We start from the raw sequence: 26,376 nt of genomic DNA on the forward strand, positions 1-26,376 counted from the left end.
CGCGGGCTTTCAATTGGGACGGGTCAGGATGAAAAACACCCGCTGGAACGGGAACAGCACGGTGCCATCGGGTTCGGCGGGATAGGCGGTGCCAAGCGCGTCGTCATAGGCGGCGATGAAGCGCGGCGCCTCGTCCCCGGTCAGCTTGTCGACAAAGGGGCGCATCGCGGTCGACTGGGTGAACTGGCGCACCGGGTGGCCCTGATCCGCCTTGGGCAACACCTGTACATAGTGGGTTTCCCACACCGACACCGCGCCCAGCGGCATGAGCATCCGGGCGTAATCCTGCGGCGGGGCGACCGGCGCGCGCCAGCCGGTGAAATCGAACCGGTCGGGGAACAGATCGGCCGCCAGATCACGCAAAAGCCGGTGCGAGGGTTCGTCATATTGCCGGGGCATCTGTACCGCCAGCACCCCGCCGGGCATCAGCGCCCGCGCCAGACGCGCGAAAAGCCCCGGATGGTCCGGCAACCATTGGCAGAGCGCGTTGGAAAAGATCAGTGCCGGGGGCGCGTGCGGCGCCCAAAGCGCGGCGTCGGCCTGATCGAGCCGGTCATAACACCCAGTTTCCGCCGCCTCGGCCAGCATCGCGGGCGAGCTGTCGACGCCGATCAGCGGACGGCCCGCAAACCGCGCCGCCAGATCGGCGGCCACCGCCCCGGCGCCACAGCCCAGATCGACGATATCGCCCGTCGGCACCTCGGGCACCTGCGCCAGCAGATCCAGCGCCGGGCGCAAACGCAAACCCCGAAACCTGGCATAGGTTTCGGGGTTCCAATCTTTTGTCTGTGTTCCGCTCACGCCGTGGGTTCCGGCTCCAGCCCGCTATCGGGCTTCGGCTTGGGCTTGGTTTTCGGGATCGCCGTGATGCTGGGCGCGCTGCCCTGATCGGGGCTGTCGTCGCTGTCGTCGCCACGGTTCAGCGGCTCGCCCGCGATCACCTTGGTGATCTCATTCCCGGTCAGGGTCTCGTATTCCAGCAGACCCTGCGCCAAACGTTCCAGATCCTCGGCCTTTTCGGTCAGGATGCGCTTGGCGGTCTCGTACCCCTCGTCGACGATGCGGCGGACCTCTTCGTCGATCAGTTCCTGGGTTTCGGGGCTGGCGCTGGAGCCGCCCTGATAATTGCCCAGATAGGACTGCTGTTCATTGGCATAGTCGATATTGCCCAGCTTGTCGGACATGCCGAACTGGGTGACCATCGCACGGGCGATCTTGCTGACCTGCTGAATATCGCTGGCCGCGCCCGAGGTGACGTTTTCCGTGCCGAAGATCAGTTCCTCGGCCACCTTGCCGCCCATCGCCATGGCGATCTTGGACTTGTACTTGGTGAAGGTCACCGAAAGCTGGTCACGCTCCGGCAGGGACAGAACCAGACCCAGCGCCCGGCCGCGCGGAATGATCGTCGCCTTGTGGATCGGATCGTGCTGCGGGACGTTCAGGCCGACGATAGCGTGACCGGCTTCGTGATAGGCGGTCAGCTTCTTCTCGTCCTCGGTCATGACCATCGAGCGCCGCTCGGCCCCCATCATCACCTTGTCCTTGGCGTTCTCGAAATCTTCCATGGTGACGAAATGCCGCCCCACGCGCGCCGCCATCAGCGCCGATTCGTTCACCAGGTTCGCCAGATCCGCGCCCGAGAAACCGGGCGTGCCGCGCGCGATGATGCGCAGATCCACATCCGGGCCCAGCGGCACCTTGCGGGCATGCACGCCCAGGATCTTTTCGCGGCCCTTGATGTCGGGGTTGGGCACCTGCACCTGACGGTCGAAGCGGCCCGGGCGCAGCAGCGCGGGGTCCAGAACGTCGGGGCGGTTGGTGGCGGCCACGATGATGATGCCCTCGTTGGCCTCGAACCCGTCCATCTCGACCAGCAGCTGGTTCAGCGTCTGTTCGCGTTCGTCATTGCCGCCGCCATAGCCCACACCGCGCGAGCGGCCCACGGCGTCGATCTCGTCGATGAAAACGATACAGGGCGCGTTCTTCTTGGCCTGTTCGAACATGTCGCGGACACGGCTCGCACCCACACCCACGAACATCTCGACAAAGTCGGAGCCCGAGATGGTGAAGAACGGCACGCCCGCCTCGCCCGCGATGGCGCGCGCCAGCAGCGTCTTACCGGTACCCGGGGGGCCCACCAGCAGCGCGCCCTTGGGGATCTTGCCGCCCAAGCGGCTGAATTTCTGGGGATTTCTCAGGAATTCGACGATTTCCTCAAGCTCTTCCTTGGCCTCGTCGATCCCCGCCACGTCGTCGAATGTGACGCGGCCATGTTTCTCGGTCAGCAGCTTGGCGCGGCTTTTTCCAAAGCCCATCGCGCCGCCACGACCACCGCCCTGCATCCGGTTCATCAGGAAAATCCAGATGCCGATCAGGATCAGGAACGGCAGCAGCGTCCCGATATAGGCCAGCAGCCCGTTCTGTTCCTGCGGTTCGGCCTGAACCTCGATATCCTGCTCGATCAGGCGGTCGGTCATGTCGACGCCTTCGGGCACGATCGCGGTATAGGTCGATCCGTCGGCGCCACGGATCAGCGCCCGTTCGCCATCGAGCGTAACGCGCGTCACCTCGCCGGCCTCGACCCGGTCCAGGAAATCGGAATAGCTGATCTCGCGCGAGGACATCGTGCTCTGCCCGCCGCTGAACAGGTTGAAAAGCGCCAGGATCAACAGGAACAGGACGACCCAGAATGCGATGTTTCTCGCGTTGCCCACGATATACTCCTCAAGACATCCGGCGGACGGCCCGTGCGCCGATCTGCATCATAAAATAGACATACCTGCCCGATGTTCAATGCGATATCGGCGGTTCTCGGACAAAGTCGCATTCCGTGACGGTCCGGGCAAGCCAGGGATCGCCCGCGCGAGCCAGCGGCGCGGCGATCAGCAGACCGTCCTGCCACAGTGCCGGGCTGGCCAGCAGGCTGTCGCGCGGATGGCCCGTTTCGCGCCAGTCGGGACAGTCCGCCAGGCCCGTTTCGCCCAATGCCGCAACATGCGCACCGGACCTGTCCGGCCCCTCCAGCCGCCAGCGCCCGTCCCATGTGCCCGACAGCGGCGCGCGCAGATCGCGCACCGCGTTGTATTCCCGCGTCAGCCGGTAACCGTCCCGCTGGGGCAGCCCAAGGCAGCCATGCAGTGTGGCCTTTTGTCCCGCCTCGAGAGCCGCGACAAAGGCCGACAGGCTGGCCCCGCGCGGCGCATATTCGGCCGAGGCGATCCATTGCAGCGCCTGCGCCACCAACCGGCGGCGGATCTCGACCGGTTGGGCGGCTAGGGCCGCGCGGTCGAACAGGATGTCACCCGCCGCGACCTGCGCGCAGGACCGCGCCGCCGCCCGGGTCTGATCCTGCAACGCGTCGCTGGCATCGCGCAGGATCGCCGCAACATCCGACAGCCGCGTCACGTCCAGCCCCAGCGGCGCCAGTGCCACCAGCGCCTGACGCGCGCGCGCGCGGTCGAAACGCCGGTCGTCATTGGACGGGTCGTCGCACCATTCCACGCCCGCGCTGCGCAGAAAATCCTGCAACGCCGCGCGCCCCAGATCGCGCAACGGGCGCAGCCAGGTGATCCCGCGTGCCTTGCGCGCGCCAGCCATGGCCGACAGCCCGTCCACCCCGGCCCCGCGCGCCAGCCGCATCAGGAATGTCTCGGCGATATCGTCGCGTGTATGGGCCAGCGCGACATGGGCGATCCCGTGGGCCCGCGCCCAATCGGCCATCAGCCCGTATCGCGCGTCCCGCGCCGCGGCCTGCAGGTTGCCCTGCGCCCCGGCGCCGTCCCATCGCAGGATGTCATGCGGGATCGCCAGCCGCGCACAGGTTTCGGCCACCAGCGCGGCCTCGGCCGCGGCTTCGGGGCGCAACCCGTGATCGACCGTGACCGCGCGCAGCCCCAGACCGGAGCCCCGGGCATATTGCGCCGCGATCAGCAACATGGCCATGGAATCGCTGCCGCCAGACACCGCGAGCCCCAGCGTATCGGGGCGCGGATCGGGCAGACCCGCCGCGAAAGCCGCGATCAGCGGCGCGGCGGGATCGTTCAATTGCAGCCCAACCCCTGCCGCGCGCTTTCGGCCTGGGCCACGGCGGCATTGCCGGGGAAACGCACGCCGACCTCGCCCAAGGTCACGCAGGCCTCGCGCGTCTGGCCCAGATCGCCCAGGCTGATGCCCAGCTTGTAAAGCGCCTGGGGCGCGGTTTCGCCGCTGGGCGCGCCGGAAAAGCTTTCCAGATAGGCCCGCGCCGCGGGGGCGGTTTCGCCCAGTTCGCGCAACGCCTCGCCGCGCTGGAAATGCGCCTGGCTGCTCAGCGGCCCGCCGGGATAGGTCTGGGTAAAGGCCGAAAACAGATCGGCCGCGTTGCGATAGTCGCCCGCATCAAGCGCGGCCTTCGCACGGTCGTAATCGGCCCGTTCGCTGACCGCCAGCTCGGGCGTGTTGGGCGCCGCCGGTTGCGGTGCGGGCGCCGGTGCGGCGGGCAAGGCCCCGCCGCCCAGGGTCGATGTCTCGCCCAGCTTGCCGATGTCGCAACCCTTTTCCAGCTCGCACAGGCGGAATTCTAGATCGCCCAACCGGTTGGTGCCGTCCGACACCACCTGGTTGATCCGGTTTTCCAGCTGCTCGGCCTTTTGCGTCAGGCGTTGCAGCTGTGCCTCGATCGCGTCGATGCGTTCCAGCGCCGTGCCGCCCACCGCCGGACTGGCCGCGCCGCCGGTGGTCGACAGTTCACGCTTCAGCCGCTGCACCTCGACGAAAAGCACCGACATTTCTTGCCGGATATCGGCCAGGGTCTGGTCCTGATCCTGGGCCATGGCGGGTGCGCCGAACCCGATCAGGACAGACAGCAGGGCGGGAAAAACGACGTGGCTGCGCATGGGATCAGCTTGTCAGGCCAGCGGCCACGACCGTCACCGCGCGGCGGTTCTTGGCATAGCAGCTTTCCTCGGAACAGATCTCGAGCGGGCGTTCCTTGCCATAGCTCACGGTTTTCAGCCGGGCCGACGACACCCCGCGCGACACCAGATATTCCAGCACCGCATTGGCGCGGCGCGCGCCCAGGCCAAGGTTGTATTCCCGCGTGCCCTGTTCGTCGGCATGGCCTTCGATCACGGCGGTGAATTCGGTGTTGGTCATCAGCCATTCGGCCTGACCGTCCAGCGTGGCACGCCCTTCGGGGGTCAGCGTGCTTTGGTCGACGGCGAACAGCACGCGGTCACCGACGCGCTGCTGGAAATAGGCGACCGATCGCGGGTCGTCGATACCGCCCGTGGTCACGTCGCCGCCCGCGTTATAACCGGCCGTGCCATCGGCGCCGCCATTCGCGCCGAAACGGTCGGGGTTGGTGCAGCCCGCCACGCCCAGCGCGGCGACCACCAACAGGGATCTTGTTACAATACGCATCTGTTATGTCCTCGATGTCGTTACATGCTCGATCAGCGGCACTTTAGCAGCCCGCCGGGGGTTTGAAAACGCGCTCACGGCAGCAGGGGCGACCAGGCCGGGTCGGACGCCGCCCCGTCGACCGGCACCCGCCGCAGGTTGCGCCCGGTGATATCCACGGAATAGAGGCCGGGCGCGCCGCCCGCACCGGCGGTTTCACGGGTGAACATGATCACCCGCCCATTGGGCGACCAGGTCGGCCCCTCGTCCAGGAAGGACGCGGTCAGCAGCCGTTCCTCGGACCCGTCGGTGCGCATCACGCCGATATGGAACCGGCCCTGATGCTGTTTGGTAAAGGCGATCAGATCGCCGCGCGGCGACCAGACGGGCGTGCCATAGCGGCCCTTGCCGAAGCTGATCCGCGTGGGCTCGCCCCCACCCGCCGGCATCACGTAAAGCTGCTGCGTGCCCGACCGGTCGCTTTCGAACACGATCCGGCTGCCATCGGGGGAAAAGCTGGGCGCCGTTTCAATCGACGGCGTGTCGGTCAGCCGCTGGCGCGCGCCGCTGGCCAGATCCAGCTTGTAGATGTCGGTATTGCCGCCCTGGGCCAGCGAAAACACCACCGTCCGCCCATCGGGGGCAAAGCGCGGCGCAAAGGTCATGGTGCCCGGCTGGTCGTCCAGCGCGCGGCGGCCCACATTGGCCACGTCCAGCACATAGATGCGCGGGAACCCGCTTTCATAGCTGGTGTAAAGCACCCGGTCGCCATTGGGCGAAAAGCGCGGCGCCAGCACGATCGACGCGCTGTCGGTCAGATACTGGATGTTGGCGCCATCGTAATCCATGATGCCCAACCGCTTCTTGCGGTCGTTCTTGGGGCCGGTTTCGGCCACGAAGACCACACGGCTGTCGAAATAGGCACCCTCGCCCGTGATCCGGCTGTACACCTGATCGGCCACCTTGTGCGCGACCCGGCGCCAGGCGGTCTCGGTCCCGCCGAATTGCAGCCCGTCGCCCAGCGGCGCCTCGGAATAGACATCGAACAGGCGGAACTTGACGGTCAGCCGCCCGTCGCCCGCCATCGCCACGGCCCCGGTGATCAGCGCCTGGGCATTGATCGCCTTCCAGTCGGCATATTGCACCGAAGCGCCGAAATTCGACACCCGCGCAATGTGCGCGTCGCGCGGGATCTCGCGGAAAAGCCCGGTGCCCGCCAGATCGGCGGCGATCACCCGGCTGATCTGCGCCGCCATTTGCGCCGCATCGGGGGTCTCGGCCACGAAATCGGGCACGGCAAAGGGCAAGGGCTCGATCACGCCCTCGTCGATTTCGATCCGAAGCGGACCGTCCTGCGCCAGCGCGGGCGACAGGGAAAGCCCGGTCAGGGCCAGGAGAAGGGCCAGAATGCGTACCATCATCATTTGATCCTCATTTTCTCCGGATTGAATGTCATTTCAATATCACGCCAGCGGCTGAACTTCTCTTTCGGCAGATTATAGCCACGTGCGCCGCAGCGGATGATCGCGCGGCGGGCAGATTCGAAGGTCTGGCGCGCCGCCGCGTCCGATCCGCCGGAATGCGAGGCCAGCCGGATCGTGTCGGTGCGCGGCGTGCCGTCCTCGTTCATCGCCAGGGTCACGACCACCGTGGTCGCCAGCGCATCGGAACTGAGCGAGCCGACGTTCCAGCATTGCCCCACGGCCACGCGCAGCGCGTCCTTTTCGCCCGCGGTCAGCGGCGGGCCGGTGGGCGCGCTGCCCGTGCCGCCGGTCTCGCTGCCGCCCAACGCCTCGGCCAGCGCATCGTCGATGGCGGCGGTCTGTTGTTCCTGCGGCTCGGCGGCGGGTGCCGGGGTTTCGGCCGGTGCTTCGGTCGGGGCCTCGGCCACCGGTGCCGGGCGCGGACGCGCGGGGCGCGAGGTCGGCCGGATCGAGCGCGGCGGGGCCAGACCCGCTTCGCGGGTTTCCTCGGCCTCGGTCACGATCTCGGTCGTGGCTTCCTCGGGCGCGGTGGTTTCCTGTTCGGGCTGGGCCGCTTCGGCCTCGGGCGTGGGTTCGGGGGCCTGCGTGACCTCTTCGCTGGGGGTGGCGTCGGGCGGGGGCGGCGGCGCGGGCGTGGGGGCCACGCGCGGCGCGGGCCGCGGGGCGGCCACATCGGCGATGGGGCTCTCGTTTTCCTGTTCCGCCGGCGGGGTCGGCGGCAGCGGCGGCGCCTCGACCACGGGCGCTTCGGGTTCGGGCTCGGGGGCCGGTTCGGGTTCCGGGGCGGGCGCGGGTTCCGGCTCGGGCGCAGGCTCCGGTTCCGGGGCGGGCGCGGGTTCGGGTTCCGCCGCGGGCGCCGGAGCCTCGGACGGGGTATCGGCGCGCGGCGCGGCGGCGGGCGCGGTCAGGGCGGCGAATTCCTCGCCCGAGATGATCGACACCTCGGCCACCTCGAACGGTTCGGGCGCGCGCTGGAACAGACCGCCCAGCAACGCCCAGCCGATCAGCCCAAGATGCATCGCGCCAGAGATATAGGTGCCCGTTTTCATCAGGCCTTCCTGTCAGCCCTCGTCGGGGCCATCAAAGCGCGGCCCTCCGGTATCGGTCACCAGACCGATATTGCGGAAGCCCGCCGCGTTCAGCGCGCCCATGACCTGTACCACGCGGGCATAGGGGATCGCACCATCGGCCCGCAGGAACACCTTGTCGCTGTCCCGCTCGGCGGCAATTGCCTGCAACTTGGGGATCAGATCGGCCTCGGGCGTTTCGGTCGTCTGCAGCATGATCTGGCCATCGGCGGTCAGGGTGATGGTCAGCGGTTCCTCCTGCTCGCCGGGCAGCGGATCGGCCGCGGTTTCCGGCAGCTCGACCGGGACCCCCACGGTCAGAAGCGGGGCGGCCACCATGAAGATGATCAGCAGCACCAGCATCACGTCCACAAAGGGCGTGACGTTGATTTCCGACATCGCCGCCGACCGGCCCCGGCGCCGTCCGCGCCGCTTGCCGCCGGATTTGCCCTGAATGACGCCCGCGCCCATCGCTCAGGCGTCCAGCTGGCGCGACAGGATGGTGGAAAACTCGTCGGCAAAGGCCTCGTACCCGCCCAGGATCCGATCGCTGTCAGCCGACAGCTTGTTATAGGCGATGACCGCCGGAATCGCCGCCAACAGGCCCAGGCCGGTTGCCAACAGCGCCTCGGCAATGCCCGGCGCCACAACGGCCAGGTTGGTGCTTTGCTGCTGCGCGATTTCGATAAACGCGTGCATGATGCCCCAGACGGTCCCGAACAGACCCACGAAGGGCGCGGTCGAGCCCACGGTCGCCAGGAACGGCAAACCGCCCGTCAGACCGTCGCTTTCCTTGGCGATCGCCACATCCATCGACCGGTCGATGCGCGGCGCGGCGCCGGGGATCAGCCCGCCATCCTGACGGTGGCTGCGGCGCCATTCGGCCATACCGGCGGCAAAGATTTTCTGTGCCGCGCCAGAGGGTTCCGGCCCGATCTTTTCATAAAGCTCGTCCAGCGGCTTGCCCGACCAGAAGGCGCGGTCGAACACCTCGGCCTCTTGCCGGGCGCGGCGATAGATCAGGTGCTTCTGGATGATGATCGCCCAGCTCCAGAACGAGGCCAGAAGAAGCAGGATCATCACGAGTTTGACGGTCAGGGTTGCACGCGCGAAAAGGGCGAGCATGGAGAAATCAATCTCCTGCGCCATCGCAAGGGTTTCGGTTTCCATCTGTACTGCTCGTTGTTGGGCCACGTTTTGCGGCTTTAGTTAGGGAGCAGCTTACAGGGTTTGAAGGGGAATTGCCAATGAAACAAAACGCCCGCGCAATCACGCTTATGCGTCGTGCAGCTTTCGGCGGATGTCTGCCGGCAACCGCGCCGCCCGGCCCGCATCGTTGATCACCACCACGGTGACCGAGGCGGTGAACAAAACCGCATCCCCACGCAAAACGCGCTGGTCCATCACGAATTGCGCGCCCTTGATGGGGCCCATCACGGTTTCGACGGTCAGCAGATCGTCGAACTTCGCGGGCCGCAGATAATCCGCCTCGACCCGGCGCACGGCAAAGACATAGCCCGCAGCCTTGAGCGCATTCTGGTCGATCCCCATCTCGCGCACCCATTCGCTGCGCCCGCGTTCGATGAATTTCAGGTAATTGGCGTAATAGACGATCCCCGCAAGATCGGTGTCTTCGTAGTAAACGCGGATGGGAAGGGTGTGGGTCATGTGCCGCTATCCGTTTTCACAAGGCCAGAGAATCCCGCGACCGCCAGCAACGACAACGCCCAGCCCAGCGCGATCTGCGCCCAAAGGAAAATCCGCGCCCCCTGCCCCCAGGGCGAGGCCGCGGTTTCATTGGGGATCCAGTATTCCTGCATCTCCAGATGCACGATGGGCAACAGCGTGTCGGCGGAATAGATCAGTGGGTTGAAGCGGGGATAGGATTGCGCCTCGGCCTGCTGCTCAAAACAGGCGCGCTGGGTTTCGCCCGCGTTGCGCGGTGCCAGCCTTGCATCCGTGCTTTGGGGGGCATACTCCGGCGCGCAATAGGCCCATTCGGCGCTGCGCAGCACAAACGGATTGTTGGGCTTGATCGCATCCTCTTGCCCCGCCTTCCAATAGATCGCGCAGCCCATCAGCCAAAAGGCAAACAGCCAGACAAAGGCCAAAAGCGGCTGCCGCCCATAGCGCACGGTCCAGCCCAAAACGGTATCCCAAACCCCGTACCAGGCGGCATCCTCGTACAAAGCGTCTTTGCGCATCCGTTCGCGACGCGCCGCGCGCTGACGCTTTTCCTTCTCGATCAGGATCGTCCGCGCATCCTCGCGATGCCCCATCTCGCGCAGCACCTTGGCGCAGTGCTCCCACGGTTGCGGCCAGAATTCCTGCCCCCATCTGCTTTCCTCCTGAAGCGAAAGCCAGCGGGTGCGGCTGGGGGCATCCACCGGTGTGCCCGTGCCCACAAAGGCGCCATAGCGGCAGCGATTTAAGAGAAGGTCGCCTTGTTTCTGTGGCCAGGATTTTGGATCGTCGCTGATCTGGCCGATCACCGCGCCACTCAAGCCAAAGGTGCCCTGCAGACGCGCGCCCCCTCGCAGGAACACTGTGCCATTGATGCGCGCCGAATCCAAACTCAGCGCCCGACCGTCGGTTCTCGCTGTGAACCGGGCACCGTTACACCCAAGGTCTCCGCCGATCTGCGCGCCGATAAAGCGCATTTCCCCCTCGGCAATAGCCCCCCGCAGAAACACAGTCCCTTTGGTGTTTAACCGATCCGCAGACAGCACAGCGCCGCTTTTCCCCGCCGTCAGCCGCACATTTTCGCAATTGAGATCCCCACCCAGCGTCGCGCCCAGCAGGCGCAACGCGCCCGTGGCCACCACACCCTGCAGGAACACTCCCCCTTTGGCGTCCAAACCATCTGCAAACAGCGCATCGCCGCTTTCCCCCGCCCTCAGGTGCGCATTGAGGCAAGAGAGATCCCCGCCCAGTGTAGCACGCGACAGCAACAGCTCCTCCGTCACCTCACATTCGCGCAACATCACGCAGCCCCGGGCAGACAGGCGATCTCCATGGAACCCCGGCAAGGCACTACCTTGCAAACTCACGGTATCCAGCATCGCAGAGCGCAGGATCGGGGCCGCATCGAACCGGCAATTGATCAAGAGAATGTCGCGCGGTATGCGGGCGCCTTCCAGATCCAGCTGCCCGGTGATCCGCGCGCCCTCCAACCAAACACCGTTTTCCGGCACTGGCCCGGGCAGCGCGTCGCAGCCGCCCAGGATCAGATAGCGCAGGAATTCGGCACGCACCTGCCGGTCTTCGCCCGCCCCTGGGCCGGGGCGTTTGCCATCGCCGATAGAAACGCCCTGCCCCAAATGCAGGGTGTCGCGCAATTGACGCCCTGCCGCGGTCAGGCGGCCGAACTCTTTCAGCGTGCGCTTCATCCCGCCCCCAGCCGCGCCGCCAACCGCAGCGCGTGGCTGGGATCCTGTGCCACGGGCGGCATGACGGGATCATAGCTGGCGCGGATCACACCGGCGATTTCGGGGCGCAGGACGGTGGTGCCGTCCGGCAGGCGCGCGAGCGGGCTTTGCCGGGCGAACGCCTGATCGCCCCACAACAGGATCACCTGCACCATCTGGCCCAGCGCCAGATCCTCGGCCGGCATCGCCGCCAGCGCCTTATCCACCCGCAAAAAGACGAATGCTGCCTTGATCGCGCCGGTCTCGTCGAAGCGGAAGAACCGATACTGGTTGGCGTCCTGCGCCTGCAACCGGGCGACCAGCGGGGCCAGATCGGGCACCAGCTTGTCCAGGTCGGGCGTCGCCAGCAGCTCGGCCCAGTCGCGGAAGAAGAAGAACATAAGGTTCGCGCCAAGCTCGGGGTCGGTCTCGGCCATCTTGTGGCCCGCCAGCGCCACCACAGCCTCGCACGCGCCCTTGACCACGGGCAAGGTCTCGTCCGTCACGCCGAAAACGATCGGCACGATGGGCCGCCCCCAGCGCGCGCACAGATAGCTGCCATCGGCACGGGTGAACAGGGGTTCGATCTGGTCGGGTGTCAACGCATCGCTCATGGCCTTTCCCCTATCAGACCGGGATGCAGGGTCAACGCCCGTTGCCGCGCATCAGGATGTAAAGCCCCGACAGCACGATCAGCCCGCAGCCCAGCAGCATCGTCATGTCGATCCGTTCGTTGAACATGGTCAACCCGATGGCCAGCCCAAAGATCAACCGGCTGTAGCGGAAGGGGGTGACGGCCGACACCTCGCCCGTGCGCATGGCCCGCATCAGCCCGCCATAGGCGAAGACGCCGAACGCAACAGCGCCCGCCATGCAGGCCCAGGCGGTCGGCGCGGGCCACAGGAACGCCTGCCCCTCCCACAGCGCATAGATCGCGCCCGCCAAGACGATGGCCCAGAAGCCATAAAACCCCAGCGCCGCCGTGCTCAGGCTGGCCGGTGCGGCGCGGCTGGCCAGATCGCGCCCGGCAAAGCCCAGCATCCCCAGCACCGCCAGGATCGACAGGGCCGAGAACGCCTCGGACCCCGGGCGCAGCACCAGCAGCACGCCGATCAGACCCACGCAGATCGCCGACCAGCGCCGCCAGCCCACCTTTTCGCCAAAGACCAGCGCCGCGCCCGCGACCACCACGACCGGCGTCGCCTGCAGGATCGCCGTGGCCGCCGACAACGGGGTCAGCGCGATGGCCAGCAGGTAAAAGAGCCGCCCGCCGACCTCGAACACAGCGCGGATGCGCATGGGGCGCGAGACCACCGCCGGGGTAAAGAGCGGGGCGCCCGAGGCCAGCGCCCACAGGGTAAAGACCGCCACGCCGCCCAGCCCGAACATCACCAGCACCTGCGCCTTGGGCAGGCTGACCGAGGCCGCCTTGAGCAGCGCATCCTCGACCGCGAAACCGGCCATGGCCAGCACCATCCAGATCGCGCCGGTCAGGTTGTCGCGCGCGCCCGTCATGTCGTCGGCGGTCAGCGTATCCGGTTTCGTCATCGCAGCGCCTTCTCGGCGACAAAGGCACCGACGGTGGGGTCGCTCAACACCTGCGGCGCGCCGAAATACCGATGCGCCCCGCCGGCGTGGAAGATCCCCGCCACCGCCGCGCCGTCGCTGATCCGCAGCCCCCAGAACCCGGCCTGCGCGTTGCATTGATGCGGCATGCAGCCCGCGCCGAACACCCAGTCGCCCCGAACCTCGGTCCGGTTCGCGACCGAGATCGAAACGCGCAGGTTTTCCAGATCCTCGGCCGTCAGGATGGTGGCGAAACGCGCGCGCTCGCCAGGGTCCTGGAACAGCGCGGCGGGGGCTTGCCCGATCCAGCGGGTCACATCAGTGCCCGCTCCAGCGGGGGCCGCCGTGTTGGGCGCGGCGGCCAGCGTTTCCTCGGTGATTTGCGCGCCATCAAAGGTAAACCGCCGTGCCGCCACGTTCAGGTCGGGATCGTTCAGCACCAGCGTGAAGCGCCCCGGCACCAGCTGCGCATCCGCGATCCGGCCCAGGCAATCGCCGAAGGGCTCTGATCGGTTCAAACGCCCCTGCTCGATCCGCAGCACCAGATACGACACCGGGCACATGTTCCCGCTGTGCATGGTTTGCACCAGCACCCAGTTCGCGGTTTCGCCCGGCGCGATGAACGCCCCGCGAATGGTGATCCAGCGGTTTTCATGCAGCGGCTGCGTATACCCCTCAAGATAAAGCCGCGACACGCCCTGCTGCGGGGTTTCGACCACGCTCAGCAGACCGAAATGAGTCTGAACCTGCGGATATTCGCCCAGCGTCAGCGATTGCGCCCGCGCCAGTGCGGGCAGCATCAGCAAAAGCCATATCAGAAAGCGCATGGCATCCCCCCCCCCGGAAACAGCGTTCGCCGCAGCCTAGACCGCGCCGCCCCGAAGCCCAATCGCGAAATGCGCCGGCCGCGTCATTTCCCGAACAGATCGGATTGCCCCGGCGGCCGGGGCATGGGCAGGCCCAGGTGATCCCAAGCCTTCTGCGCCAGCATTCGCCCGCGCGGGGTGCGCTGGATCAGCCCCTGTTGCAGCAGATAGGGCTCGATCACCTCTTCCAGCGCATCGCGGCTTTCGCTCAGCGCCGCCGACATGGTTTCGATCCCCACGGGGCCACCGGCGTAGTTTTCGGCAATCATGCTCAGATACCGCCGGTCCGCCCCGTCCAGGCCCAGGTGATCCACCCCCAGCCGGGTCAGCGCATTGTCGGCCAGCGCGCGGGTGATGTGGCCGTCGCCCTCGACCAGCGCGAAATCCACCACCCGGCGCAGCAGACGCCCGGCGATCCGCGGCGTTCCACGGGCGCGCTTGGCGATCTCGCGCGCGCCCTCGGGGTCGGCCGCCACGCCGGTCAGCCGCGCGCCACGGGTCACGATCTGGTGCAGCTCGTCCACGGTATAGAATTGCAGCCGCGTCGGGATACCGAACCGGTCGCGCAAGGGCGTCGTCAACAGGCCCAGCCGCGTGGTTGCGCCGACCAGGGTAAAGGGCTGAAGCTCGATCCGGACGGTGCGCGCGGCGGGTCCTTCGCCAATCACCAGGTCCAGCTCGAAATCCTCCATCGCGGGATACAGGACCTCCTCCACCACCGGGTTCAGGCGGTGGATCTCGTCGATGAACAGCACATCGCGCGCTTCCAGGTTGGTCAGGATCGCCGCCAGATCCCCCGCCTTGGCCAGCACCGGGCCGCTTGTCATGCGGAAATTCACGCCAAGCTCGCGCGCCATGATCTGCGCCAGCGTGGTCTTGCCCAGGCCGGGGGGGCCATGAAACAGCGCGTGATCCATCGCCTCGCCCCGGCGGCGGGCGCTTTCGATGAAGACCTTCAGGTTCGCCCGCGCCTCGGCCTGACCGATGAAATCGTCCAGCGCCTGGGGGCGCAAGGCGCGGTCGGCATCCTCGGGGCGAGGCTCGGGGCGCAGGGTGGGATCGGGTTCGCTCATCGTCGCCCTACCCCTTCGGCGCCAGCAGCTTCAGCGCGGCCCGGATCAGCCCCGGCGTGTCCAGATCCGCGTCCTGCCCTGCCGCTTCGGCCACGGCGGCGGCGGCCTCGCCCGGGGCATAGCCCAGGTTCGAAAGCGCCGACAACGCCTCGGACTGGGCCGAGGCCGACGGGCCGGGCGCCCGCGGCTTGGGATCGCGGCGCCCGGCGGGCGGGGCCTCGATGGCCCCGGCCGGCGGCTCCACCAAGGGGTCCGCCGCGCCCATCGCCATGACGGCAGGGGCCTTGTCCTTCAGCTCGTTCACCACGCGCTGCGCGATCTTGGGGCCGACGCCGGGGGCGGCCTTGACCGCCGTCGCATCGCCCAGGGCAATCGCGCGGCTCACGCCCTCGGCCCCCAGCGTGCCCAGGATCGCCATCGACGCCTTGGCACCGATCCCCTGCACGCTCATCAACAACCGGTGCCATTCCTTTTCCAGCAGGCTGGGAAAGCCGAAAAGCTGCAACAGATCCTCGCGCACCAGCAGGTCGGTATAAAGCGCCACCGCCTCGCCCACACCCGGCAGGCCCGCCAGCGTGCGGTCCGACACGTAGACGACATAGCCCACGCCGCCCACGTCGATCAGCACATGGTCCGACCCGCGATAATCCAGCCGCCCGGCCAGCCGCCCGATCATCGTGCCGCCCTTTCCAGCGCCGCCGCGAACCGGTCGGCCGAGCGCGCGTGATGGGCATGGCAGAGCGCAATGGCCAGCGCATCGGCGGCGTCCGGGCCCGCCAGATCGACACCCGGCAATTGCAGCCGCACCATGTGGTCGATCTGTTCCTTGCTGGCATGGCCCACGCCGACGACGGTCTTCTTGACCTTGTTGGGCGCGTATTCCCCAACCTCCAGCCCCGCCTGCGCGGGCACCAGAAGGGCAATCGCCCGCGCCTGGCCCAGCTTCAGCGTGCCCGAGCCGTCCTTGTTCACGAATGTCTGTTCGACCGCCGCCGTGTCGGGCGCATAGCGGGCCACGATCTCGGTCAGTTGCTGATGCAGATGCAACAGCCGCTCGGCCAGCGTTCCGGTCATCGAATGGCAAATGCCGTTGGCCACATGGGAAATCCGGGGACCCTGCGCGTCGATCAGACCCCAACCCATATTGCGCAAACCGGGGTCCACCCCCAAAACACGCATGCTCGCCCCTGCTTTTATCGTTCGTTCCTGCGGGATTAGCACGAAAAGGGAACATCGGCCAGAAAGAATGCACATGCGCCTAATTTTGCACCACACCGACAAAATGGCCCGTCTTCGACAGCCATTTTGCCGTTTGCGACATTTTCTGTGGCGCATTTAAGGCATTATTTCAAAGCATTACGAAGTTTTCATGTCATGCATAAACCGCATAAAAGATATGCAATCTGTGCGCTTGTGCGGTCAGCGCCGACGGCCTATTTGCGCCCTGTCCGTAAGAGACATCGCAAGAGAAAATGAATGGAAGGACGGCTTAGATGGCTGCATATGACGTATTGCGCCCTGCTGTAAGCGGCGGGCACACCCCCAACCTGGTCGCACGGTTTCTGAACCGTCTGATCGCCTGGAACGACGCGCGCGTGACCCAAAAGGCGCTGTCGGCGCTCAGCGACCGCGAATTGAACGACATCGGTCTGACCCGCGCGGATATCGCCCGGATCGCCTCCTGAGGCCTGACCGGGTCCCCACGAAAAAGCCCGTTGCGATCGCGTCGCAACGGGCTTTTTTGTACCGTATGGAGGGACGGTATTAAGAACCTTTGAGGATCTCGCGCAGCTTTTCGGCAACCCAGACCGTGACCGGATCCATCTGCATCACATAGGCCCCGGCACGTTCGACATAGCCGCCGGTTTTCAGCCGGGCCACGCGATCCTGATAATCGGTCGCCCCGATCTGCATCAGCAGAAGCGACTTGATCAGAAGAAAGCTTCCCGCGACGAGCAACGCGGAACGCAGATAGGACCGGCGCACCGGCTTCACATGCGATTGCGACCGACCGAGCGTGCCCGCCGCTTCGAACCCGCCGCCCTTGCGGTGGATACGTTCGACACGCTGCAAACGCCCTTCAAAATCTGGATCCAAAGGACCGGACATAATCGTTCCTCACCTACTCATAATTGCCATGATTGCGATCCAAACATGGCGGGAATATGGCTTTACCCTACGTTTTTTGCAGACAAATCGTAGCCCAATCGCCGATTTCCTCGCGTTCGTGAACAATGAAGCCATTGGCGGTGTAAACCGCTGCCACATCATCGGCCTGCGGCACCAGAATCCCCGACAGAATCGCGAATCCCCCCGACGCCATGTGACGCGCCATGTCAGGCGCCAGCGCGACCAGCGGACCTTTCAGGATATTGGCAAAGACCAGATCGAACGGCGCCGCCGCCGCCAGGTCGGGATGGGCGAAACCCGCCGCCTCGACACAGCGCACGCGGTCCGTCAGACCGTTCGCTGCGGCATTGGCGCGGGCCACGTCGACCGCCACCTGGTCGATATCGCTGGCCAGGACCGTATCGGGCCAGATCCGCGCCGCCGCCATCGCCAGAACCGCCGTGCCGCAGCCGATATCGACCACGTTGCGGCCCACGAACCCCTCGGACGCCAGCCGGTCCAGCGCCCGCAGGCAGCCCAGCGTGGTGCCATGGTGACCGGTGCCGAAGGCCATCGACGCCTCGATCAGCAGCCCGATCGCATCTTTGGGCAGCTTGTCGGCATCGTGGCTGCCATAGACGAAGAACCGCCCGGCCTGAACCGGGGCCAGTTCGCGCCGCACCTTGGCGACCCAGTCCACCTCGGGCAGCTCCGACACGGTGAAATCCTTGGCCCCATGCATGCTGGCCAACAGCGCCAGCCCGGCCGCATCGGGGCTTTCGGTGAAATAGCCGCCGACCTCCCAGATGCCCGAGCCGTCCTCGACCTCGAACACGCCGATGCCGGTGGGCTCGGGCGTCAGGCGTTCCATCGCGGCGCCCAGCGCCTCTGCGGCATCCTTGCCGGTCAGGGTGGTCAATGCGGTGAATGTCGGCATGTCATGGCCTTTCTGTACAGGATCGCCCCTGCGCCTAGGCCTCGGCGGTGGCGGGGTCAAGCGCGGCGATGGCCTGATCCAGCACTTGCGCCGGTTGCAGGCTGGCATCCAGCCGGATCACCGGCACCTCCTGCTCGGCCAGCCAGCTTTCGTGCACATGGCGGCTGCGCCCGGTGAAACCGCGGTCGTCATAGCTCATCGCCCAGTCCAGAAAGGTGCGGTATTGCGCCGCCAGATCGCCGCCCGGATCGATCCGCGCGCCATAGCGGCGCCGTTCGCGCCGCCGCAGCCGTGCCAGCCGCATCCCCGCCGGCACGCTCAGAAAGATCACATGCGTCAGCCGCGGCTTGATCAGGCGGCCCCAGCTGGTGAACGACCCCGACAGAACCCAATCGGCCCGCGGCAGGAACAGCGCCTGCATCAGCGCCTCGCGCTCGTCGATGGGGCGCTTGTCCTGAAACGGCGGATCGGTGGGCAGCCAATAGAAATCGTCGCAATCGAACATCTGCGAGCCCAGCGCGCCGGCCAGCCCGCGCGCCAGGGACGAGGTGCCAGACCCGCTGGCGCCCAGGATATGAATGCGTCTGCCAGACAATTCCGCGATCAGGCTCCCGTTCCGATCGGGCAGGTGACGCCGGTACCGCCCAACCCGCAATAGCCGCCCGGGTTCTTGGCCAGGTATTGCTGGTGATAGGCTTCGGCATAGTAAAACGGTGGCGCGGGCAGGATCTCGGTCGTGACCGCGCCAAAGCCCGCTGCGCGCAGCCGGTCCTGGAACGCGGCCTTGGCGGTCTGTGCCGCCGCCGCCTGTTCCGGACCATAGGTATAGACGCCCGAGCGGTATTGCGTGCCCCGGTCATTGCCCTGCCGCATGCCTTGGGTCGGATCGTGCCCTTCCCAGAACGCCTGCAGCAGCGCGTCATAGGAGATCTTCGCCGGATCGAAGACCACATGCACGACCTCGTTATGGCCGGTGCGGCCGGTGCAGACCTCGTCATAGGTGGGGTTGGGCGTGTGGCCCGCGGCATAGCCCGCCGCCGTCAGCCAGACCCCGTCAAGCGTCCAGAACAGCCGCTCCACCCCCCAGAAACAGCCCATCCCGAACATGGCCTGTGCCATGCCTTCGGGCACCGGGCCCTTCAGCGGGCGGTGAAAGACAAAGTGTTCCTGCGCGGTCTCGATCGGCTGCGCCCGGCCCGGCAGGGCGTCGGCAGCGGCGATCATGCGGGTTTTCTGAGTATTGAACGCGAACACGTGGCGGCCTCCGTTATGTTGCACTGCCGCATATATAGTGTTCCGTATTAACCTTTCCCGCTCAAGCCCTATTCCGCGGCGGCGGGCGCAAAGCGCGCGAAAACGGTTTCATGGCCCTTTTCGGGGTGGCGCGGGATCATCAGCGCCAGCAGAAGCGAGCCCGTGGCCATCGCCGCGGCCAGCACAAAGACCGACCCGGGCGACATCACCCACAGATACCCCAGCAGCGCGGGCAGGAACACCGCCGCGATATGGTTGATGGTAAAGGCCACCGCCGCCGTGGGCGCGATGTCGCCCGGATCGGCGATCTTCTGGAAATAGGTCTTCAGCGCAAAGGCCAGCGCAAAGAACAGGTGATCCAGCACGTAAAGCGTGGCCGCCAGAACCACGCCCCAACCAAAGTAATAGATCCCGCCATAGGCCAGGAACACGATCACCAGCCCGGTATATTCGAAGATCAGCACATTGCGTTCGCCCCACACCCCCACGGCGCGCCCCATCAGCGGGGCAAAGACCATGTTGGCGACCAGGTTGATCAGGTAAAGCGCGGTGACCTCGTGGACCTCGAAGCCGAATTTCTCGACCATCATGAAGCCTGCGAAGACCACGAAGATCTGCCGCCGGGCGCCCGCCATGAATTGCAGCGCGTAATACAGCCAATAGCGGCGGCGCAGGATCATCTTCTTGGTCTGGGGATGGGGCGCCTCGAACTGGGGATAGGCCAGCAGGCACGCCAGCGCCACCAGCGCGGTGAAGCCCCCCGCCGCCAGATAGACGAAGTTATAGGACAGCTCGAACCGTTCCCATGTCAGCACGATCAGCCCATAGGCCACCAGCGTCGCCGCCGATCCCGTCGCCACCAGCCAGCCCAGCACCTGCGGCGCGCGCGCCCGGTCCAGCCATTGCAATTGCAGCGACTGATTCACCGTTTCGAAATAGTGAAACCCGATCGAGCTGAGCATGGTCAGCGTCAGGATGCCGTAAAGCTGCGGGAACTGCGCCGTCAGCGCCGTCGCAACCCCCAGCAGGATCAGCGCGACCAGCCCCAGGACCTGTTCGCGGATGAAGATGATCAGCGCGATCACCCCCACCGCCAGAAAGCCCGGGATCTCGCGCACCGTGTGCAGCCAGCCGATCTCGACCCCGGTGAAGCCCGCGGCTTCGATCACGAAATTGTTCAGCAGCGCCGACCAGGTGTGGAACGCCACCGGCATTGCCATCGCCATCAGGAACAGCAGCACCACCGGGCGGCGCCAGCGCGGCAGCGCGCCGGTCTCGGCCAGCGGCACGATGGATCTGTGGTTGATGCGGACGGGCGGCTCCATGCTTCTGCCTTAGCCGCCCGTGCCGCGAAAGGCGAGGGCGAACTGCCCCGGCCCGCTCACAGCTGATGTGCGGAAAACCGATAGGTCACATCCGCGAAACGGTCGGCCGCGAACCCATAGGCAAAGCGCAACCCGACCGGACCGGCCACCACCCCGTGTTCGGCGTCGCCGGGCACATAGATCGCCACGCCGGGCGCGATCTGATGCGGCACACCGCCCAGCGTCACCACCCCGTCACCCGAAAGGCCCAGATAGAATTCCGCATGCGCATGGCGATGCGGCAGCAACGTGCCATAGGGGCCAAACTCCGCCACGCCCAGCACCATGTCGCGCGACGGGGTCCGGTCGCCGCAGACCAGCGTCCGCCAGGTGACACTGCCAAAGGCGGGGTCGGTCCCGCCCTCGACCGGCAAGCTGTCCAAGTTGACCGAAAACCCGACCTGTTCGACCGGTCCCGTCCCGGCCAGATCATCCCGCATTTCCATCGCGCATATCCTTCTGCCACGCGTTCCTGACCGCGAACGCTAGGGCCAGCGCCACCCGTCTTTCGCGCCCGGTTGCGACATCGGCCCGGTCGTTTTCAGCCGCCGCGCGCCAGCGCCGCGCCGGGGCGCTCTGATCTGGATCAAGGCGCAGACATGCGAATGCCTGCATACATCCCCATCATCGAACGGGACGGAGGAGACGCGCATGGACATCCTGTCGATCGTGGAACAGGTGGGCGAGCCGCAGGCGGCGGCGCTTTTCGGATTGATCACCGGCATCATCTTCGGGGTCGCGGCACAGCGATCCTCTTTCTGTCTGCGGGCCGCGACGGTGGAATTCGCGCGCGGCACGCTGGGCACACGGGTCGCGGTCTGGCTTCTGACGTGGTCGACGGCGGTGGTCTGGGTGCAGGGCGCGCAGATGCTGGGGCTGATGCGGGCGGCGGATGCCCGGATGATGGCGGTGCCGGGGTCATGGTCGGGCGCGGTCATCGGTGGCTTGCTGTTCGGGGTCGGCATGGTTCTGGCGCGCGGCTGTTCGGGGCGGCTGCTGGTTCTGGCGGCCACGGGCAACCTGCGGTCGGTGGTGTCGGGGCTGATCTTTGCCGTGGTGGCGCAGATGTCGCTCAAGGGCTGGCTGGCCCCGGCGCGCGATTGGCTGGCGGGGCTGTGGATCACGCCCGGCGGGCAGAACGTCAACCTGATCGAGGCCGCGAACCTGCCGCAATCCAGCGGCCTGATCCTGGGCCTGGCCACGGCAGCGGTCGCGCTGTGGCTGTCGCGGCGCAACCGGATCGGCGCGCGCAAACTGATCTTTGCCTCGGGCGTGGGATTTGCCGTGGCGGTGGGCTGGGTGCTGACCTTTGGTCTGGCGCAGGTCAGCTTCGAGCCGATGCAGGTCGAAAGTGCCACCTTCTCGGGCCCCTCGGCGCATACGCTGATGTTCTTCCTGGACCGCTCGGCGATCCTGGAATTCGATGTGGGCCTGGTGCCCGGCGTCGTGATCGGCGCCTTTCTGGCCGCCGCTGTGACCGGCGAGCTGAAATTCCAGGGGTTCGAGGGCGAGCGCAACATGCGCAAGGCGATGACCGGCGCGGTGCTGATGGGGTTCGGCGCGATGCTGGCGGGGGGCTGCGCCATCGGCGCGGGCGTCACCGGCGGGTCGATCTTTGCGGCCACCGCCTGGCTGGCGCTGTTCTGCATGTGGGTGGGGGCCGTGATCACCGATTACGTGATCGACCAGCCCGGCCTGCGGGCCACCGCCTGAACGGCACATCACGAAACCGTGAGCAGCCGGATGATTTCATCCGCCCGCGCGTCTTCAGTCATGTCGGTCGCACGGACGCACCGGCACAGCCGCAGATCAAAGGACCACGATATGACCCTCAGAACCACCTTGGCCACCGCCTTCGCCACTCTGGCCCTGGGCACCGCCGCCTATGCCGCGAATGTCATTCAGACCGGCGACAGCGCCAAAGGCGCGATCCTGACCGATGGCGCCGGTATGTCGCTTTACACCTTCGACAAGGACACCGCCGCCGTGTCGAACTGCTATGACGATTGCGCCAAGAACTGGCCGCCGCTGGAAGCCAAGAGCAACTCCAAGCCGCAGGGCGAGTTCGGCATCATCATCCGCGCCGATGGCAGCCGCCAGTGGACCCACAAGGGCATGCCGCTTTACACTTGGTTCAAGGATGCCGCCGCGGGCGACATCACCGGCGACGGCGTCAAGGACGTCTGGCACCTGGCCCGTCCGTAAGGCGCCCCGCCCCATGGCCGTTCTGGACGAGATCGAACAGCTCATCCCCGACCTGCGCCGCTATGCCTATGCGCTGATGCGCGACCGCGAGGCCGGTGACGATCTGGTGCAGGACTGCCTGGAACGGGCGGTGGCCAAACACGGCGCGCGGCGGCCCGACGCGCCGCTGCGCGCCTGGGTGTTCCGCATCCTGATCAACCGGCACCGCGACCTGATGCGGCGCGCCCCGCGCGCCGGTCATCTGGTGCCGGTCGACAGCCTGTCGGTCGAACCCGCGCGCCCCGCCGCGCAGGACGCCCATATGGCCCTGCGCGAGACCGAGGCCGCCATCGCCCGCCTGCCCGAGGATCAGCGCCGCGCGCTCTTGCTGGTGGCGCTGGAAGGGGCCACATTCGAAGAAGCCGCCGCCGCGCTGGAAATCCCCAAGGGCACGCTGATGTCCCGACTGGCGCGGGCGCGCGCCGCGCTGAGAACCATGACCGGGCGCGACGGGCCCAAAGCCCCCGCACCGCACCGGGCCGACCACCCAAGGGACCTGACCCAATGACACCCGATCGCCTGACCGAAGACGAGCTGATCGCCTATTTCGAGGACGCCCTGCCGCCCGCCGACCGCGCCCGGGTCGCCGCGCGCCTGGAGCACGACCCAGAGGCCCAGGCGCAACTGGCCGACTGGGCGCGCCAGAACGCCGATATCCGCGCGCTTTATGCCGATCAGGCCGACACGCCCGTGCCCGACCGCCTGCGCGCGGCGCTGCACCGCGCCCCGCCCCCGCGCCGGTTCTGGCCACAACAGGTCGCCGCGATGCTGGCCGTTCTGGGCGTCGGGCTGGCCGGGGGCTGGACCACCCATGCCGCCCTGCAGCCCCCGCCCGAAGCCACCCGGCTGGCACAGGCCGCGATCAGCGCGCATGACACTTACGTGGTCGAGGTCGTCCACCCGGTCGAGGTCGCCTCGGACCAGCGCGACCATATGGACACCTGGATGTCGAACCGGATGGGCACCCAGATGCGCCCCCCCGATCTGGCGGCGGCGGGCTTCACCCTGATGGGCGGGCGGATCCTGCCAACGGCGGGGGACCGGCCCGCGGGGCTTTACATGTATGAAAATGCCGACGGGCAGCGGATCACGCTTTATGTCTCGCACCAGCCCAGCGGCAACAGCGCGTTCCAGTTCGCGGGCGATGGCACGACGCAAAGCCTCTACTGGACGGACGATGGTCTGGGCTATGCGCTGGTCGGCGCGATGCCGCGCGACCGGCTGAAAACCGTGGCCAAACAGGCCTATGACCAGTTGCTGTAACCGCCCGTGACACGCGCCCCGACCCGAGCGTGCGCCCGAAAGGCGCCCGCGAGACAGGGGAAATGGCGCCCCTTGGGGCGCCGCAATCCGGCAGCGGGCGGCTCAATAGAAGCTTTGCGGGTCGATATCGATCTGCAGCCGCAGGTTCGCGGGCAGCTTGAATGGCGCCACCCAGCGCGACAGCGCAGCCTGCAGCGGCACGCCCTTGTCGGCCTTGACCAAGAGCCGCACCCGGTGCCGCCCGCGCACCCGCGCAATGGGCGCGGGCGCGGGGCCGAAGACCTGCGCGCCCACCGCGCGCAGCGGCCCGTCATTGCGCGCCAGCTCGGCCCCCAGATCGAACACCGCCTGAATGTCGGGCGCCGACAGAATGATCCCCGCCATCCGGCCATAGGGGGGCACGCCCGCCGCCTGGCGCTCGGCCGCCTCGGCCCGCCAGAAGCCTTCCTCGTCCCCCGACAGGATCGCGCGAATGACGGGGTGCTCGGGCTGGAATGTCTGCAACAGCGCGGTGCCCGGCTTTTCCGCCCGGCCCGCGCGGCCCGCCACCTGCCGCAGGAGCTGGAACGTCTTTTCGGCGGCGCGCAAATCCGACCCCTGCAACCCCAGATCGGCGTCGATCACGCCCACCAGCGTCAGCAGCGGAAAGTTGTGCCCCTTGGCCACCAGCTGCGTGCCGATCAGGATATCCGCCCCGCCCGCGGCAATCGCCTCGATCTGCGCCTTCAGCGCGCGGGCCGAGCCGAACAGGTCCGACGACAGCACCGCGATGCGCGCGTCGGGAAACAGCGCCTGCGCCTCTTCGGCCATCCGCTCGACCCCCGGGCCGACGGCGGCCAGCCGCCCCTCGACCCCGCAACTGGGACAGGCCTTGGGGATCGGCTTGGTCTCGCCGCATTGGTGACAGACCAGCCGCTTCTGGAACCGGTGCTCGACCATCCGCGCGTCGCAGTGATCGCAGCCGATCTGATGCCCGCAGGCCCGGCAGATCGTCACCGGCGCATAGCCCCGCCGGTTCAGGAACAGCAGCGCCTGTTCGCCCGCCGTGATCCGCTTTTCCACCGCGTGCTGCAACATGGGTGAGATCCAGCGCCCGCCCGGCAGCTCTTCGGCACGCATGTCGATGGCGCCCATATCGGGCATCTGCGCAGCCCCGAACCGTGCCCGCAAATCCAGCCGTTCGTATTTGCCCGCCTCGGCATTGGCCCAGCTTTCAAGCGATGGCGTGGCCGAGGCCAGAACCACCCGCGCCGATTCCAGCGACGCGCGCAGCACCGCCATGTCGCGGGCGTTATAAAGCACGCCGTCCTCCTGCTTGTAGGAGCCGTCATGTTCCTCGTCCACCACGATCAGGCCCAGATCGCGGAACGGCAGGAACAGCGCCGAACGCGCGCCTACGACCAGTTGCGCGCCGCCGCGCCCGACCATGCGCCAGCACCGGCGCCGTTCGGTCATGGTGACACCGGAATGCCATTCCGCCGGCTTGGCGCCGAACCGCGCCTCGACCCGGGTCAGGAATTCGGCCGTCAGGGCGATTTCCGGCAGCAGCACCAGCGCCTGTCGCCCCTGCGCCAGACAGGCGGCGACCGCTTCCAGATAGACCTCGGTCTTGCCCGATCCCGTTACCCCGCGCAGCAACGTGGTGCCATAGGTGCCGCCCGCGACCTCGGCCCGCAGCCGGTCGGCGGCGTTCGTCTGTTCGGGCGTCAGGTCCTTGCCGCCCTGCCCCGGATCCAGCCGGGGATAGGGCACGTCGCGCGGCGTGTCCTCCTCGACCAGCGCGCCCTGCTTGACCATGCCCTTGATCACGCTGGTGCTGACACCGGCGATCTGCGACAGCTCGCCCAGCGTGAAGGCCAGCCCGCCATATTCGGCCATCGCCGCCAGAACCCGCTTGCGGGCGTCGGTCTCGCGGTCCACCCGGCCATGGCCCAGCCGATAGATCGTGCGCATCGACGGCGCCCCGCCCAGACCCGGGGCGCGCGTGGCCAGCCGCAGCATCGCGGGCATCGGCGTCAGGGTGTATTCGGCGGCGCGGGTCAGGAATTGCCGCATCGGCTCGCGCATCGGCGCGGCATCCAGCACCCGCAGCGCCTGGCGCACTTTCGCGGGGTCGAAATCGCCCTGCCCCGGTCCCCAGACCACGCCCAGCACCTTGCGCGGGCCAAAGGGCACCTCCAGGAAATCGCCCAGTGCGCAGCCGCCTTCGGGCGCGCGGTAATCCAGCACCCGGTCCAGCGGCTGGGTCGTCAGCACCCCGATCAGCGTGCCTTCGGGAAACTCGGGCTCTGCATCCATGCCGACCATGTTAGCGCAAACAAATTCCTCTGCCGGGGCTTTCCGTGCCGCCCCCCTTCCTGTAT

29 protein-coding genes are annotated in these 26,376 nt (G+C 67.2%); 5 read left to right on the forward strand and 24 right to left on the reverse strand.

Translation table 11 applies throughout. From position 1 onward, the window contains the following. Window positions 1-9 precede the first annotated feature (9 nt). The 17 genes from CLM60_RS06100 to ruvC all read right to left on the reverse strand — a co-directional run bounded on the left by CLM60_RS06100 (window position 10) and on the right by ruvC (window position 16,021). Entirely contained in the window at window positions 10-801 is a 792-nt protein-coding gene (locus CLM60_RS06100) for a methyltransferase domain-containing protein (protein WP_095588278.1), read from the reverse strand. Continuing rightward, entirely contained in the window at window positions 798-2,714 is a 1,917-nt protein-coding gene (gene ftsH, locus CLM60_RS06105; RefSeq protein WP_095588279.1) for an ATP-dependent zinc metalloprotease FtsH, read from the reverse strand. The genes CLM60_RS06100 and ftsH overlap by 4 nt, the downstream gene beginning before the upstream one ends. A 76-nt stretch (window positions 2,715-2,790) precedes the next feature. After that, entirely contained in the window at window positions 2,791-4,044 is a 1,254-nt protein-coding gene (gene tilS / locus CLM60_RS06110; RefSeq protein WP_245848274.1) for a tRNA lysidine(34) synthetase TilS, read from the reverse strand. Beyond that, window positions 4,041-4,874 carry a tol-pal system protein YbgF gene (gene ybgF, locus CLM60_RS06115; RefSeq protein ID WP_095588280.1) on the reverse strand — a complete coding sequence of 278 codons (834 nt, stop codon included), beginning with the start codon at window positions 4,872-4,874 and terminating at the stop codon, window positions 4,041-4,043. Before ybgF ends, tilS begins: the two co-directional genes overlap by 4 nt. A gap of 4 nt (window positions 4,875-4,878) precedes the next feature. Next, on the reverse strand, window positions 4,879-5,400 hold the full coding sequence (gene pal, locus CLM60_RS06120; RefSeq protein ID WP_095588281.1) for a peptidoglycan-associated lipoprotein Pal: 522 nt from the start codon (window positions 5,398-5,400) through the stop codon (window positions 4,879-4,881). 74 nt (window positions 5,401-5,474) lie between these two features. Next, window positions 5,475-6,803, reverse strand: coding sequence for a Tol-Pal system beta propeller repeat protein TolB (gene tolB / locus CLM60_RS06125; RefSeq protein ID WP_095588282.1), 1,329 nt, complete (start codon window positions 6,801-6,803; stop codon window positions 5,475-5,477). Continuing rightward, entirely contained in the window at window positions 6,800-7,912 is a 1,113-nt protein-coding gene (locus CLM60_RS06130; protein WP_095588283.1) for an energy transducer TonB, read from the reverse strand. Before CLM60_RS06130 ends, tolB begins: the two co-directional genes overlap by 4 nt. A gap of 12 nt (window positions 7,913-7,924) precedes the next feature. Beyond that, on the reverse strand, window positions 7,925-8,401 hold the full coding sequence (gene tolR, locus CLM60_RS06135; RefSeq protein WP_036557288.1) for a protein TolR: 477 nt from the start codon (window positions 8,399-8,401) through the stop codon (window positions 7,925-7,927). A gap of 3 nt (window positions 8,402-8,404) precedes the next feature. Then, window positions 8,405-9,100 (reverse strand): protein TolQ, encoded by a 696-nt coding sequence (gene tolQ / locus CLM60_RS06140; RefSeq protein WP_095588284.1) that lies wholly within the window; start codon window positions 9,098-9,100, stop codon window positions 8,405-8,407. A gap of 105 nt (window positions 9,101-9,205) precedes the next feature. Continuing rightward, window positions 9,206-9,598, reverse strand: a complete 393-nt coding sequence (gene ybgC, locus CLM60_RS06145) for a tol-pal system-associated acyl-CoA thioesterase (RefSeq protein WP_095588285.1) — start codon at window positions 9,596-9,598, stop codon at window positions 9,206-9,208. After that, a complete protein-coding gene (locus CLM60_RS06150) occupies window positions 9,595-11,103 on the reverse strand; it encodes a hypothetical protein (RefSeq protein WP_141246470.1) in 1,509 nt (502 codons plus the stop codon). Before CLM60_RS06150 ends, ybgC begins: the two co-directional genes overlap by 4 nt. 212 nt (window positions 11,104-11,315) lie before the next feature. Further along, window positions 11,316-11,951 (reverse strand): hypothetical protein, encoded by a 636-nt coding sequence (locus CLM60_RS06155; protein ID WP_095588287.1) that lies wholly within the window; start codon window positions 11,949-11,951, stop codon window positions 11,316-11,318. 31 nt (window positions 11,952-11,982) lie between these two features. Continuing rightward, window positions 11,983-12,885, reverse strand: coding sequence for a DMT family transporter (locus CLM60_RS06160; RefSeq protein WP_245848278.1), 903 nt, complete (start codon window positions 12,883-12,885; stop codon window positions 11,983-11,985). Then, entirely contained in the window at window positions 12,882-13,730 is an 849-nt protein-coding gene (locus CLM60_RS06165) for a hypothetical protein (protein WP_095588288.1), read from the reverse strand. The genes CLM60_RS06160 and CLM60_RS06165 overlap by 4 nt, the downstream gene beginning before the upstream one ends. A gap of 83 nt (window positions 13,731-13,813) precedes the next feature. After that, window positions 13,814-14,842 carry a Holliday junction branch migration DNA helicase RuvB gene (gene ruvB / locus CLM60_RS06170; protein WP_095588289.1) on the reverse strand — a complete coding sequence of 343 codons (1,029 nt, stop codon included), beginning with the start codon at window positions 14,840-14,842 and terminating at the stop codon, window positions 13,814-13,816. A gap of 7 nt (window positions 14,843-14,849) precedes the next feature. After that, entirely contained in the window at window positions 14,850-15,518 is a 669-nt protein-coding gene (gene ruvA, locus CLM60_RS06175; RefSeq protein WP_095588290.1) for a Holliday junction branch migration protein RuvA, read from the reverse strand. After that, window positions 15,515-16,021, reverse strand: coding sequence for a crossover junction endodeoxyribonuclease RuvC (gene ruvC / locus CLM60_RS06180; protein WP_095588291.1), 507 nt, complete (start codon window positions 16,019-16,021; stop codon window positions 15,515-15,517). Before ruvC ends, ruvA begins: the two co-directional genes overlap by 4 nt. A gap of 314 nt (window positions 16,022-16,335) precedes the next feature. Between ruvC and CLM60_RS06185 the strand changes: the two genes are divergently transcribed. Next, a complete protein-coding gene (locus CLM60_RS06185; RefSeq protein ID WP_095588292.1) occupies window positions 16,336-16,527 on the forward strand; it encodes a DUF1127 domain-containing protein in 192 nt (63 codons plus the stop codon). A gap of 79 nt (window positions 16,528-16,606) precedes the next feature. Here the strand turns inward: CLM60_RS06185 and CLM60_RS06190 are convergent, their stop codons facing one another. The 6 genes from CLM60_RS06190 to CLM60_RS06215 all read right to left on the reverse strand — a co-directional run bounded on the left by CLM60_RS06190 (window position 16,607) and on the right by CLM60_RS06215 (window position 20,952). Next, window positions 16,607-16,915: a hypothetical protein gene (locus tag CLM60_RS06190; RefSeq protein WP_095588293.1), complete on the reverse strand. Its 309-nt coding sequence runs from the start codon at window positions 16,913-16,915 to the stop codon at window positions 16,607-16,609. Window positions 16,916-17,018: 103 nt separating this feature from the next. Next, the gene (locus tag CLM60_RS06195; RefSeq protein ID WP_095588294.1) at window positions 17,019-17,888 is read right to left on the reverse strand and encodes a 50S ribosomal protein L11 methyltransferase; all 870 of its coding nucleotides are present in this window, start codon (window positions 17,886-17,888) and stop codon (window positions 17,019-17,021) included. A gap of 34 nt (window positions 17,889-17,922) precedes the next feature. Further along, window positions 17,923-18,483, reverse strand: coding sequence for a P-loop NTPase family protein (locus CLM60_RS06200; protein WP_095588295.1), 561 nt, complete (start codon window positions 18,481-18,483; stop codon window positions 17,923-17,925). Between the two features lie 8 nt (window positions 18,484-18,491). Then, a complete protein-coding gene (gene msrA / locus CLM60_RS06205; protein WP_425427211.1) occupies window positions 18,492-19,112 on the reverse strand; it encodes a peptide-methionine (S)-S-oxide reductase MsrA in 621 nt (206 codons plus the stop codon). A 98-nt stretch (window positions 19,113-19,210) separates the two neighbouring features. After that, window positions 19,211-20,467, reverse strand: a complete 1,257-nt coding sequence (locus CLM60_RS06210; RefSeq protein WP_095588297.1) for an MFS transporter — start codon at window positions 20,465-20,467, stop codon at window positions 19,211-19,213. A gap of 56 nt (window positions 20,468-20,523) precedes the next feature. Beyond that, entirely contained in the window at window positions 20,524-20,952 is a 429-nt protein-coding gene (locus CLM60_RS06215) for a cupin domain-containing protein (protein WP_095588298.1), read from the reverse strand. A 205-nt stretch (window positions 20,953-21,157) separates the two neighbouring features. Here CLM60_RS06215 and CLM60_RS06220 point away from each other — a divergent pair, with 205 nt between their 5' ends. From CLM60_RS06220 to CLM60_RS06235, 4 genes are all read left to right on the forward strand, one after another. Continuing rightward, on the forward strand, window positions 21,158-22,219 hold the full coding sequence (locus CLM60_RS06220; protein ID WP_095588299.1) for a YeeE/YedE family protein: 1,062 nt from the start codon (window positions 21,158-21,160) through the stop codon (window positions 22,217-22,219). Window positions 22,220-22,330: 111 nt separating this feature from the next. Next, complete coding sequence (locus CLM60_RS06225; RefSeq protein ID WP_095588300.1) at window positions 22,331-22,711, forward strand: COG4315 family predicted lipoprotein; 381 nt, start codon at window positions 22,331-22,333, stop codon at window positions 22,709-22,711. Window positions 22,712-22,724: 13 nt separating this feature from the next. Further along, complete coding sequence (locus CLM60_RS06230) at window positions 22,725-23,258, forward strand: sigma-70 family RNA polymerase sigma factor (protein WP_095588301.1); 534 nt, start codon at window positions 22,725-22,727, stop codon at window positions 23,256-23,258. Continuing rightward, window positions 23,255-24,013, forward strand: a complete 759-nt coding sequence (locus CLM60_RS06235) for an anti-sigma factor family protein (RefSeq protein WP_095588302.1) — start codon at window positions 23,255-23,257, stop codon at window positions 24,011-24,013. The genes CLM60_RS06230 and CLM60_RS06235 overlap by 4 nt, the downstream gene beginning before the upstream one ends. Before the next feature lie 102 nt (window positions 24,014-24,115). On the opposite strand, the gene CLM60_RS06240 is transcribed toward CLM60_RS06235, so the two are convergent. Beyond that, window positions 24,116-26,311, reverse strand: coding sequence for a primosomal protein N' (locus CLM60_RS06240; RefSeq protein ID WP_095588671.1), 2,196 nt, complete (start codon window positions 26,309-26,311; stop codon window positions 24,116-24,118). Window positions 26,312-26,376 lie beyond the last annotated feature (65 nt).

Source organism: Actibacterium ureilyticum, assembly GCF_002285435.1.
Lineage (GTDB): Bacteria > Pseudomonadota > Alphaproteobacteria > Rhodobacterales > Rhodobacteraceae > Actibacterium_C > Actibacterium_C ureilyticum.